General features: G+C 69.0%; 10 protein-coding genes. 3 read left to right on the forward strand and 7 right to left on the reverse strand.

Annotation, left to right across the window (positions count from 1 at the left end; genetic code table 11):
- Positions 1-4: 4 nt before the first annotated feature.
- Positions 5-1,147, reverse strand: coding sequence for an NDMA-dependent alcohol dehydrogenase (locus tag ADBZ9K_RS12570; protein WP_526620984.1), 1,143 nt, complete (start codon positions 1,145-1,147; stop codon positions 5-7).
- Positions 1,148-1,237: 90 nt separating this feature from the next.
- On the opposite strand from ADBZ9K_RS12570, the gene ADBZ9K_RS12575 reads away from it, so the two are divergent.
- Positions 1,238-2,167, forward strand: a complete 930-nt coding sequence (locus ADBZ9K_RS12575) for an LLM class F420-dependent oxidoreductase (RefSeq protein ID WP_526620986.1) — start codon at positions 1,238-1,240, stop codon at positions 2,165-2,167.
- A gap of 49 nt (positions 2,168-2,216) precedes the next feature.
- Here the strand turns inward: ADBZ9K_RS12575 and ADBZ9K_RS12580 are convergent, their stop codons facing one another.
- The gene (locus tag ADBZ9K_RS12580) at positions 2,217-3,068 is read right to left on the reverse strand and encodes a type IV toxin-antitoxin system AbiEi family antitoxin (RefSeq protein ID WP_526620988.1); all 852 of its coding nucleotides are present in this window, start codon (positions 3,066-3,068) and stop codon (positions 2,217-2,219) included.
- 117 nt (positions 3,069-3,185) lie between these two features.
- Positions 3,186-4,736 carry a dolichyl-phosphate-mannose--protein mannosyltransferase gene (locus tag ADBZ9K_RS12585; protein ID WP_526620989.1) on the reverse strand — a complete coding sequence of 517 codons (1,551 nt, stop codon included), beginning with the start codon at positions 4,734-4,736 and terminating at the stop codon, positions 3,186-3,188.
- A 111-nt stretch (positions 4,737-4,847) separates the two neighbouring features.
- Here ADBZ9K_RS12585 and rsmI point away from each other — a divergent pair, with 111 nt between their 5' ends.
- Complete coding sequence (gene rsmI, locus ADBZ9K_RS12590) at positions 4,848-5,672, forward strand: 16S rRNA (cytidine(1402)-2'-O)-methyltransferase (protein ID WP_526622595.1); 825 nt, start codon at positions 4,848-4,850, stop codon at positions 5,670-5,672.
- On the opposite strand, the gene ADBZ9K_RS12595 is transcribed toward rsmI, so the two are convergent.
- From ADBZ9K_RS12595 to metG, 4 genes are read right to left on the reverse strand one after another with little or no spacing between them, the layout of a single operon-like run.
- Positions 5,639-6,889, reverse strand: a complete 1,251-nt coding sequence (locus ADBZ9K_RS12595) for an aminodeoxychorismate synthase component I (protein WP_526620991.1) — start codon at positions 6,887-6,889, stop codon at positions 5,639-5,641. The genes rsmI and ADBZ9K_RS12595 overlap by 34 nt on opposite strands.
- A gap of 25 nt (positions 6,890-6,914) precedes the next feature.
- A complete protein-coding gene (locus ADBZ9K_RS12600) occupies positions 6,915-7,808 on the reverse strand; it encodes an RNA polymerase sigma-70 factor (protein ID WP_526620993.1) in 894 nt (297 codons plus the stop codon).
- Positions 7,805-8,986: an NAD(P)/FAD-dependent oxidoreductase gene (locus ADBZ9K_RS12605; protein WP_526620994.1), complete on the reverse strand. Its 1,182-nt coding sequence runs from the start codon at positions 8,984-8,986 to the stop codon at positions 7,805-7,807. The genes ADBZ9K_RS12600 and ADBZ9K_RS12605 overlap by 4 nt, the downstream gene beginning before the upstream one ends.
- 49 nt (positions 8,987-9,035) lie before the next feature.
- The gene (gene metG, locus ADBZ9K_RS12610; protein ID WP_526620996.1) at positions 9,036-10,589 is read right to left on the reverse strand and encodes a methionine--tRNA ligase; all 1,554 of its coding nucleotides are present in this window, start codon (positions 10,587-10,589) and stop codon (positions 9,036-9,038) included.
- A gap of 26 nt (positions 10,590-10,615) precedes the next feature.
- On the opposite strand from metG, the gene ADBZ9K_RS12615 reads away from it, so the two are divergent.
- Complete coding sequence (locus ADBZ9K_RS12615; protein ID WP_526620998.1) at positions 10,616-11,443, forward strand: TatD family hydrolase; 828 nt, start codon at positions 10,616-10,618, stop codon at positions 11,441-11,443.
- Positions 11,444-11,537 lie beyond the last annotated feature (94 nt).

An 11,537-nucleotide genomic window follows, 5' to 3' on the forward strand; every position in this document is an offset into this window, starting at 1 on the left:
GCGATCAGGCGATCCCGAAGTCGATGACGCCGCGGACCAATTCGCCGCTGCGCAGGTCGGCGAAGGCGTCGTTGATGTCGTCGAGGCGGTAGCGGCGGGTGATCATCTCGTCGAGTCGCAGTTGCCCGGCGGTGTACATCGCGGCCAGTTGGGGGATGTCGGAGCGCGGATTGCACGAGCCGAACACCGTCCCGCACAGGTTCTTGTTCATCAGGACCAGATCCTGGATGTCCAGCGGTACGGGCTGGCGGCCGGTCGGAGCCATGCCGGTCAGCACGCAGGTGCCGCCCTTGCGGGTCAGCGCGAGCGCGGCCGGTACTTGCTCGCCGGTGATGTCGGAGGGCGCGACGATCACGGCGTCGGCCATCACACCACCGGTGAGCTCGCGTACCAGATCGATCGCGGCGCCGCCCGAGGCGGCGGTGTGGGTGGCACCGAATCCGAGTGCCGATGTCAGCCTGGCGGGGACGGGGTCGACAGCCACGATGGTGGTGGCACCGCTGATCCGCGCGCCCTGGACGGCCGCGGTACCGATGCCGCCGACACCGATGACCACCACGGTGTCCCCGCCGCGGACGTTGGCCCGGTGCGCAGCCGATCCGTATCCGGTCGGGACGGCGCACGACAACAGGGCGGCGGGCACAAGGGGGATGGCCTGGTCGATCTTGACCAGCGAATCTTGCGCCACCACAGTGTGTTCGGCGAATGCACCGATCTTAGAGGTGTGGCCCAGATCCATGCCGTCGACGGTGTGGTGGCGGAAGGTCCCGTCGGTGGGCATGCCGGGGGTCAGCACACCGGCGCCCTTGTCGCACAGGTACTGCATGCCGGAGGCGCACCAGCGACAGCGGCCGCAGACCGCGACGAACGACGCGACCACGTGGTCGCCCGCGGCCAGGGTGGTCACCCCGTCCCCGACCTCGACGACCACCCCGGAGGCTTCGTGCCCGCCGATGGTGGGCGGGCGCGTTCGGGGACCGTCGCCGGGCGGTGCCATGAAGCCGTTGCGGATGTGGTCGTCGGAGTGACACAGCCCGGCAGCGGCCACCCGCACCAGCACCTCGCCGGCGCGCGGGGGATCGAGTTCGAACTCCTCGACCGACCAGTCCCCGCCCATCTCACGCACGATCGCGGCGCGGCTTCTCATGCCCTGCGACATTACGGGTCGCGAGGCGTGGCGATTCGCCCACAGCGAAACGGGGCGCACGCCCCGTTTAATCGTGGTTACGTAGGACCCGTGACGATCAAACTCGGACTTCAGATCCCCAACTTCTCCTACGGCACCGGTGTTGCCGAGCTGTTTCCCACGGTGATCGCGCAGGCTCAGGAAGCCGACGCGGCCGGTTTCGACTCGGTGTTCGTGATGGATCACTTCTATCAGCTGCCCGGCCTCGGTGCCCCCGAGGAGCCGATGCTGGAGGCCTACACCGCCCTGGGGGCGCTGGCCAGCGTCACCGAGCACGTCCAATTGGGCACGCTGGTGACGGGCAACACCTACCGCAATCCGACGCTGCTGGCCAAGGCCATCACCACACTCGATGTGATCAGCCAGGGCCGCGCCGTCCTGGGTATCGGTACCGGCTGGTTCGAACTCGAACACGATTCGCTGGGCTATGAGTTCGGCACGTTCACCGACCGGTTCAACAAGCTCGACGAGGCGCTGCAGATCATCCTGCCGATGCTCAAGGGCGAACGCGTCACCGTCGACGGCAAGTACTACCGGACCCAGGAGGCGTTCGCCAACCCGCGCTTCCGCGACCACATCCCGCTGATGATCGGCGGCAGCGGGGAGAAGAAGACCATCCCGCTGGCGGCCCGCTACTTCGACCACCTCAACATCATCGCCGGGTTCGACGAGCTGCCCCGCAAGGTGCAGGTGGTCAAGGACCGCTGCGAGGAGATCGGCCGTGACCCGGCTACCCTGGAGACCAGCGTGCTGGCGGTGGCGATCATCGACGACAACGTCACCGCCGAGGTCATTCCGCCGGACTTTCGTCAGCAAGCCGTCTTCGGCAGCCCTGAGCAGATTGCCGAGCAGGTCCAGACCAAGATCCTCGACGCCGGCGTCGACGGCGTCATCCTGAGCTCGGTCACCAGCCTCGACGGCTACCACCCGGGCCGAGTCACCGCCGTCGCCGAGGCGCTGAAGCCGCTGCTCGGGCTCTAGTGCCGCCGAGATCGACACCAGGGTTGTAAATCGGCGCGATTCACAACCCTCATGCAGATCTCGTCAGGCTGATGCGCCGGCGGGCGAATGCGTCGCGAACCCGCTGCAGGATGTACCCGCGGCTGTGTTCCTTCACCACCCGGATCATCAGCCAGCCCAGGTCCTCGAAGACGTCGTAACGGCCGATATCCCGCACGAATTGACGCCGATCGGACTGGTGGTGCCCGCCTTCGTACTCCAGTCCGATCTTCGGCTCGTCCCAACCGAGGTCGACGAACAGCGTCGTACGGCCATCGCAGACCGGAATCTGCGTGGTCGGCCGGGGAAAGCCGGCGTCGATCACCAGCAGTCGTAGCCACGATTCCCGTGGTGACTGTGCACCGGCGTCGGTCAGTGCCAATGCGGTGCGTGCGCGTTGAATTCCTCTCGCTCCCGGGTAGCGGTCGGCGAGAGCCAGGACGGCAGCAAGGTCGACGGTGGTTGCGGCGGTGAGCGCGTCGAGGTGCGCTACCGCATCCGCTCTCGGCAGGTGACGCGCCAGGTCGAGCGCGGTGCGTTCCGGTGTTGTCACCACGACGTCTCCAAGCGGGGTGAATTCGTCCACCCGGATGCGCTCCGCACGCACGATGACACCGGCTTGGGGGCGGCGCGCAGTCCCGATGAGCTCGATCGGGGCTGCCGCCGCGACCCACGACGCCCCATGCCGGGCGGCGGCCGCTCGACCGGTGACGATGCCGCCCGGCACCCACAGCGCCGCTGCCCGGGTGCGCACGTCGAGGGTGCGGGCACACCCCTTCGGGAGGTAGACGTCGGGATGGATGGCGGTGTAGTTCCAGCGCAGCTGACCACGGGTGAGGACGCCGCTGGCGACCGCTGCGCTTCCGATGATCGGGGACGACATACCCGCATGCTGTGGTGCGGGCCCGACAAACTCGCGACCGAGACACCGAAAACGACTGAGGGCTGTGGAATTCTCGAGATCGCGACCCTGGTGTCGATCTCGCGCTGGGGATAACAGTCAGCGCCAGCTGGGCAGCCAGATCTCCATGTTCCACGTCGACGGCGAGATCGGAATGCCCGTCAGCACCGGGTACAACCAGGCGAAGTTGGTGATCACCAGGGCGACATAACAACTCACGACGATCAGCCCCAGCGTGCGCCGCTCGGTGTTCTGGTTCGGCGCGTGCAGCAGGTCGCCAAGGATCAGCGCGATCGCCATGACCAGGAACGGCGCCATCGGTACCGCGTAGAAGAAGTACATCTGCCGGTCGATGTCGGCGAACCACGGCAGGAATCCCGCACCGTAGCCGGTGAGCACGACGGCGTAGCGCCAGTCGCGGCGGACGAACGCCCGCCACATCGCATAGACCAGGACCGGCACCGCCAGCCACCACATCGCCGGCGTGCCCACCAGCATGACGGCCTTGACGCACGAGGCCGCCCCGCAGCCGGGAACGTTCTGGTTGTCGATCGCGTACAGCACGGGCCGCAGCGACATCGGCCACGTCCACGGCTTGGACTCCCACGGGTGGTGGTTGCCCGCCGAGTTCGTCAGCGTCGAGTGAAAGTGGAAGGCCTTGTACGTGTAGTGCCACAGGGACCGGATCGCATCCGGCGGCTGGTACCACTGCCGTTCGCCGATCGACTCGCCCACCTCGTAGCGGTTCACCGCGGTCTCCGAGGAGAACCAGAACGCGTAGGAACCCAGATAGATCGCGAACGGGATCAGGCCGAACACGTAAGCCGTCGGGCCGAGGTCCCGCCGGATCACCCCGAACCACGGCCGTGGCACTCGGTAGGCGCGCCGCGCCGCCACGTCGAAGGCCAGTGACATCAGACCGAAGAACAGGATGTAGTACAGCCCCGACCATTTCGTCGCGAATGCCAGGCCCAGCAGCGCCCCCGCGCCGAACCGCCACCACCGGACCCCGAGCCGCGGGCCCCACGGCGTTTCGGCGATGCGGCCTTCCAGCAGGGCGACGTGCATTCGCTCACGCACTTGGTCGCGGTCGACGAGCAACGCGCCGAACGCCGCCACCACGAAGAACGTTAAGAAGCCGTCCAGCAGGGCCGTGCGCGCCGCCACGAAGCTCACGCCGTCGGCGATCAGCAGTAGGCCGGCGATCGCGCCGACCATCGTCGAGCGGCTGATCCGCCGCACGATGCGCACCACCAGGGCCACCAGCACCACACCCAGCACCGCGCTGGTGAACCGCCAGCCCACCCCGTTGTAGCCGAACAACGCCTCACCGAGTGCGATCAACTGCTTGCCCATCGGCGGGTGCACCACCAGCCCGAAGCCGGGATTGTCCTCGACGCCGTAGTTGTGCAGCATCTGCCAGGCCTGCGGCGCGTAGTGCTTCTCGTCGAAGATCGGCGTGCCCGCGTCGGTGGGCGAGCCAAGGTTCATCAACCGGGTCAGTGCGGCCAGCGCGGTGACGATTGCGGTGGCGACCCAACCCTCGATGCGGTCGGTCGGGCCGAAGTCGGCGACCGGCACCAGCGGGCCCGGGCTGATGACGGGAGCCCGGCGCGGATGCGCGACGAGGTCATCGGCTGTGGTGGTCATCGCCTGCGATCGTAGGCTGTCTTGGTGGGATTCCCCGAGTCGCTTCGCTCCAGCCCGCCGGCGGGTTTCCCCGAGTCAGTTCACCCCGGCCCGTCGGAGTCGGTAGGGCGACTGCTGCTCGGCGCGACGCCGCTGGGCCATCCCGCCGACGCCTCGAAGCGGCTGGTCGAGGCCTTGTCCACCGTCGATGTGGTGGCCGCGGAGGACACCCGCAGGGTGCGCACTCTCGCCCAGTCGCTGGGCGTACGGATCAGCGGGCGGGTGGTCAGCCTGTTCGACCAGAACGAGGCGGCGCGGGTGCCGGCGCTGGTCGACGAGATCGCCGGTGGCGCGACCGTGCTGGTAGTCAGTGACGCCGGGATGCCGCTGATCAACGACCCCGGCTATCGGATGGTCACCGCATGCGTTGCGGCCGGCCTGCCGGTCAGCTGCCTGCCCGGCCCGTCGGCGGTCACCACCGCCTTGGCGGTGTCCGGCCTGCCGTCGGACCGGTTCTGTTTCGAGGGGTTCGCGCCGCGCAAGGAGTCGGCGCGCCGCGCCTGGCTGGCCGGGCTGGCAGCCGAGCAGCGAACCTGTGTGTTCTTCGAGTCGCCGCGGCGGCTGGGTGACTGTCTGCGTGACGCCGTCGCCGAGCTCGGTGGCCAGCGTCGGGTGGTGGTGTGCCGGGAGCTGACCAAGCTGCACGAAGAGATCGTGCGGGGGTCACTGGCCGATCTCGCGCAGTGGGCCACCGACAAGGTGCTGGGTGAGATCACCGTCGTGCTCGCCGGTGCCGTCCCCAGCACCGACGTGGCGAGCCTGGTCGCCGAGGTCGAGGCAATCGTCGCCGACGGGTTGCGGGTCAAGGACGCCTGCGCGCGGGTGGTCGAGGCCAACCCGGGCGCGCCGTCGCGGCGCGAACTCTATGACGCGGTGCTGCGCTCGCGCGAACCGTAGATCGGCGTGCGCTCCAGAACCGGCCGGGCCTTGTGCAGGCACTCCTGCCACTCGGCTATCGGGTCGGAGTCGGCGGTGATCCCGCCGCCGACGCCGAGCACCGCCGCGCCGCCGGCGTCGAACTCGACGGTGCGGATCGCGACGTTGAGCTCGGTGCCCGCGACCGGCGATGCCATGCCGACCGTGCCGCAGTACACCCCGCGCCGCCGCGGCTCCCATGACGAAAGCAGTTCGCGGGCACGTCCTTTCGGTGTCCCAGTCACCGAGGCCGGCGGAAACGTCGCGGCCAGCAGCGTCGCGGTGGGCAGGTCGGGGCGCACGGTCGCGGCGACCGTCGACACCAGATGCCACACTCCCGGGGCGGCCCGCACGGCCAGCAGTTCGGGCACGGTCACGCTGCCGACGTCGGCGACCCGGCCCAGGTCGTTGCGCACCAGGTCGACAATCATGATGTTCTCGGCGACGTCCTTGACCGAAGCCTGCAGCTCGGCGGGCGAGCGATGCAGCGGCAGCGTTCCCTTGATCGGGCTGGACGCGACGGCGTCGCCGATGCGGCGCAGAAACAGTTCCGGAGACAGCGACGCCACCGCGCCCCAATCCCCGGCCAGGTAGGCCGCCCGCGCGGGAACGGTCCGGGTCACCGCGTCGGCGAAGAACTCCAGCGTCGAACCGACCAGCGTCCCGCTGAACTGGGTGCAGACACAGGCCTGGTAGACCTCGCCGGCGCGGATCGCGTTCAGGCAGGCCAGCACGCCGGCCTGATGGCGGTCGAAATCGGGTTCATCCCAATCAATCTGGTATTTCTGCGGCGGCGGTGGCGACGAGAGTGCGCTGGCCACCTGCGGCGTCATCGGTGCGCCGGTCAGGCTCTCGTACCACCAGCAGCCGTCCCGGTCGAGCCGCAACACACTGTCTGTCCAGCCCCCGGCGGCCTCGGGAATCCGGGGCGGGCGGGTGTCGGCCGCGGCATCGGGATACGACAGGTAGCCGAACCAGCCGCCGCCGATCGCCCCGGAATTCGCGCCCGGCGCGACGGCGAACACCTCGGCGGGGTCGACGGGGTGCACCGCAACGCTGGGCGCGATCACCGCCCGCGAACCGAACCATTCGCCGACCAGGGCGGCCGGGGGCGGCTGTCGGTGGCGTGCGGCCGCGGCGGCGAGGGCGCGCAGCACGTCGGCGGCGGTGCCGACATCCCCGAGCCGGTCGATGCGCATCGCCCTAGCCTGACAGATGCCCCCGCTAGCGGCTGATCTCCCTGCGCACGGTGACGGTGGCGAGCTTGTCGGGGTTGCGCATCGCGTAGAAGTTGGTGATCTTGCCGTCGCCGACCTCGATCAGGAACACGCTGTCCGGCTGCCCGTCGCGGTAGACGATGGCAGCCGGGGCACTGTTGTAGGACGCGAGTTCCACCCGGTACTCCGAGCCGGCCCGGCTCATCAGGCCGATCAGCAACCGGGCCACCTTCTCGGCGCCGGCGACCGGCCGTCGCGCCGCGCTGACCTTGCCGTCGCTGTCGGAGGTGAACACCACGTCCGGGGCGAGCATCGCCATCAGTCCCTCGATGTCCCCGGTGGCCGCCGCGACGAGGAACTGGCTGGTGATCTGCTCCGAACGCTGGGCGTCGACGGGCTCGAACCGGCGCCGCCGGGCGTGCACGTGCTCACGGGCCCGGTGCGCCATCTGGCGCACTGCCGTCGCGGATTTGCCGATGGCACTGGCGATTTCGTCATGGCCGAAGCCGAACACCTCGCGCAGCACAAAGACCGCGCGTTCGTCGGGAGTCAAGGTCTCCAGCACCACCAGCATGGCCATCGACACCGATTCGGCCAGCACCACATCGGCGGCGGCATCGGTGTCGTCGAGCAGCAGCGGTTCGGGCAGCCACGGCCCCACATAGTCTTCTCGACGGCGTGCCTGCGTTCGCAGCGTGTTGAGGGCCTGCCGGGTGATCAGCTGGGCCAGGTAGGCCTTGGTGTCGCGCACCTGCGCCAGATCCACCGCGGCCCAGCGCAGGTAGCCGTCCTGCAGCACGTCGTCGGCCTCAGTCGCCGAGCCGAGGATCTCGTAGGCGATGGTGAACAGCAGCGGGCGGAGCAGGGTGAAGCGTTGCGCGTGTTCATCGCCGCCGTTCATCGGGTCTGCACCGCGTGCGGCGTCGGGCGCTTGCCGCCCTTGAGCCAGAAATAGGACCCCGGCTTGCGGGCTTCCCGGCGCAGGAACCCGACGGTGCCCTTGCAGACGGCCTCCTTGATCACCGCGGCGGCACGCCCGCCGACATACAGCGGCAGCGGGGTGTCGTCGGTGCGGGCGAGCTGCACGGTGCCCGCACCGCGGCCCAGGCTGATGCACTGCCCGGTGAATGCCTGGCTGATCGCGGCCGGCTGGGTGCCGGCAATGCGGGCCAGCACGGTGTTGGCGGCCTGCGCGCCCAGCGGGATGGCCGCCTGGCAGCTCATCCGCAGCGGCGCACCCGAGGGCGCCGCGGCATCCCCGGCCGCCACGACCCGGATATCGTCGATGCTGGTCAGGGTCTCGTCGGTGAGCAGACGACCGAGTGCGTCGGTACGCAGCCCGGAGCGCGTCGCCAGGTCGGGCACACCGAACCCGGCGGTCCAGATCGTTACGAAACTCACCAGCCGCCGCCCGTCGTCGAGCACCACCGCGTCGGACTCGACGGCCGACACCATCGCGCCGGGCCCGTCGACGATCTCGACCCCGAGCTTGCGCAGCCGCGTGGCCACCGACCGGCGCCCCGGCGTGCTCAGGTACGGGCCGAGCACCGATCCGCACACCAGCGTGACGGCGCGACCCTGCTCGGCAAGTTCGGCGGCGGCCTCGATACCGGTCGGTCCGGCGCCGACCACGCACACCGGCGCACCGTAGTGCAGCCGCCCGAGCGCGCCGGCCAGCCGCTGTGCCTCTTCGAGATCAGCGATGGGATAAGCGAATTCGTCGGCACCGGGCACAGCAGGCCCGCCCGAGCCGCTACCGACGGCATAGATCAGGTAGTCGTAGTCCAGCGACTCGCCGCTGAACAGGTGCACCTGACGGGCGGCGGTGTCGATCCCGGTGGCGGCGTCGACCACCAACCGGATGCCCTCGCCCAGGATGTCGGGGTAGGCGACCACCGCGTCGTCGGAGCCGGTGAGCAGCTGGTGCAGGCGGATCCGTTCGACGAACTCCGGGCGGGGGTTGACCAGGGTGATGTCGACGTCGGGACGCAGACGCAGATGATTGGCCGCGATCACCCCGGCGTATCCGCCGCCGATCACGACGACGCGGGTGTTGTGCTGTGCGTTGTGTTCAGTCATGCCCTCAAGACACCCCAGCGGCTTTGACTGTGACTCTACGTGACGCAGATCACTCGGCTTGGTAGCGCGGGAACACCCCGCTGGGGGCGGGCAGCGCGGTCCCGGGCGCGATCCGCACGCAGGTGGCGGTGAAATCCCGCTGCGACTCCGGCTGCCCCAGCAGGTCCAGGAGCTTGGCCGCCGACTCTGGCATGACGGGCTGCACCAGCAGCGCGGCGATCCGCACCACCTCCAGCGTCACGTACAGCACGGTGCGGAACCGCTCCTGATCCGCAGCGGACTCCGACTTGCGCAGCACCCACGGCTCCTGGGCGGAGAAGTAACGGTTGGCTGCGCCCAGCATCAGCCAGATCGTCTCCAGCGCGATGTGCATGGCCTGCTCGTCGAACGCCGCCCGCACCTTGTCCAGCAGCCCGTCGGCGACGGCCAGCAGCGTGGCGTCGGCGTCGGTGAACCCGCCCGGGGTGGGCACCGCCGCGTCGAGGTTCTTGTTGACCATCGACAGCGAGCGTTGTGCCAGGTTGCCGAACTCGTTGGCCAGATCGGCGTTGATCCGGCCGACGATGGCGTCCTCGCTGTAGCTGCCGTCCTGGCCGAACGGGACCTCGCGCAGGAAGAAGTAGCGCACCTGGTCGACGCCGAACTCGTCGACCAGAGCTATCGGGTCGACCACGTTGCCCACCGACTTGCTCATCTTCTCGCCCTTGACGTTGATGAAGCCGTGGGCGAAGACGCGGCGGGGGAGTTCGATCCCTGCCGACATCAGGAACGCCGGCCAGTAGACGGTGTGGAATCGGACGATGTCCTTGCCGATCACATGCAGATCGGCCGGCCAGTAGCGTCGGAAGCTCTCGGACTCGGTGTCTGGGAAGCCAACGCCGGTCAGGTAGTTGGTCAGGGCATCGACCCACACATACATGACGTGGTCGGGATGGTCGGGCACCGGCACGCCCCAGTCGAACGTGGTGCGCGAGATCGACAGGTCGCGCAGCCCACCGGAGACGAAGCTGACGACCTCGTTGCGTCGGACGTCGGGACCGATGAAATCCGGATTGGCCGCGTAGTGCGCCAGCAGCTTGTCGGCATAGGCGGACAGCTTGAAGAAGTAGGTCTGTTCTTCGGTCCAGGTGACCGGGGTCCCGGTCTCGACGGCGTAGCGCACCCCGTCGTCGCGGACCTCGGTCTCGTCCTGGGTGAAGAAGCGTTCGTCGCGCACCGAGTACCAGCCCTGGTAGCTACCCAGGTAGATGTCGCCGGCGTCGTTCATCCGCTGCCAAATGGCTTTCGACGACTCGTAATGGTCGGCATCGCTGGTCCGGATGAACCGGTCGAAGGAGATGTTGAGGCGTTCCTGCATCTGCTGGAAGACATCGGAGTTTCGTCGCGCCAGCTCGGCGGTGGGAATGCCCTGCGCGGCGGCGGTCTCGGCCATCTTCAGCCCGTGGACGTCGGTGCCGGTGAGGAAGCGCACGTCGAAACCGTCGAGTCGCTTGAACCGCGCGACCGCATCGGTGGCGATCTTCTCGTAGGCGTGCCCGATGTGGGGAGCACCGTTGGGGTAGTCGATCGCCGTGGTGACATAGAACGGGGTCTTCTGGCTCATTTCAGCTCCCACCTTATTGTGTTGCGGTGGGTTCACAGCGTTCGGCACCGCCACCGCCAGAGCCGTTGACGCCGTTGATCGATGCGCACACCCACCTCGATGCGTGCGGTGCCCGCGACGCAGCCGGCGTCCGGGCCGTCCTCGACCGCGCCGAGGCCGTCGGGGTGGTCGCCGCGGTCACGATCGCCGACGACCTCGACGCCGCCCGCTGGGCCGCCGACGCCGCCACCTGGGATCCCCGGGTTTATGCGGCGGTAGCGCTGCACCCGACCCGCGCCGATGCCCTCACCGAAACCGCGCGCGCCGAACTCGAGCAGCTGGCCGCTCAGCCGCGGGTGGTCGCCATCGGGGAGACCGGCATGGACCTGTTCTGGCCGGGCAAGCTCGACGGCTGCGCCGAGCCTTCGGCTCAGCGGGAGTCTTTCGCCTGGCACATCGATCTGGCCAAACGGACCGGCAAGCCGCTGATGATCCACAACCGGGACGCCGACGCCGAGGTGCTCGACGTGCTGCGCGCCGAGGGCGCCCCGGACACGGTGATCTTCCACTGCTTCTCCTCGGGGCCGCAGATGGCACGCACCTGCGTCGAAGCCGGCTGGGTGCTGAGCCTGTCGGGCACGGTGAGCTTCAAGAACGCCCGTGACCTGCGGGAGGCGGCGGCCCTGATCCCGCCCGAGCAGCTGCTGGTGGAGACCGACGCGCCCTTTTTGACGCCGCATCCCTTCCGTGGGGCCCCCAACGAGCCCTACTGCCTGCCCTACACCGTGCGGGCGCTGGCCGACGTGGTCGACCGGCCGGCGCAGCTGGTGGCCGAGCAGTCCTGGGCGACGGCGCGGCGCGTCTACGGTCTCTAAGGGTCTCTTGAGAGCTGTCACCCCGGGTTGCCCGGTTCTAGGCCGGTTCGTTACCGTCTTGTGATCAAAGGGGGCTCGCTGTTTGACGGGCCCC

The organism is Mycobacterium sp. (genome assembly GCF_965229265.1).
Lineage (GTDB): Bacteria > Actinomycetota > Actinomycetes > Mycobacteriales > Mycobacteriaceae > Mycobacterium.

Excerpts from the sequence above, each read along its gene's own strand:
- ADBZ9K_RS12570 (WP_526620984.1), bottom strand. The coding sequence starts at position 1,147 with ATGAGAAGCCGCGCCGCGATCGTGCGTGAGATGGGCGGGGACTGGTCG.
- ADBZ9K_RS12580 (WP_526620988.1), bottom strand. The coding sequence starts at position 3,068 with ATGTCGTCCCCGATCATCGGAAGCGCAGCGGTCGCCAGCGGCGTCCTC.
- ADBZ9K_RS12585 (WP_526620989.1), bottom strand. The coding sequence starts at position 4,736 with ATGACCACCACAGCCGATGACCTCGTCGCGCATCCGCGCCGGGCTCCC.
- ADBZ9K_RS12595 (WP_526620991.1), bottom strand. The coding sequence starts at position 6,889 with ATGCGCATCGACCGGCTCGGGGATGTCGGCACCGCCGCCGACGTGCTG.
- ADBZ9K_RS12600 (WP_526620993.1), bottom strand. The coding sequence starts at position 7,808 with ATGAACGGCGGCGATGAACACGCGCAACGCTTCACCCTGCTCCGCCCG.
- ADBZ9K_RS12605 (WP_526620994.1), bottom strand. The coding sequence starts at position 8,986 with ATGACTGAACACAACGCACAGCACAACACCCGCGTCGTCGTGATCGGC.
- metG (WP_526620996.1), bottom strand. The coding sequence starts at position 10,589 with ATGAGCCAGAAGACCCCGTTCTATGTCACCACGGCGATCGACTACCCC.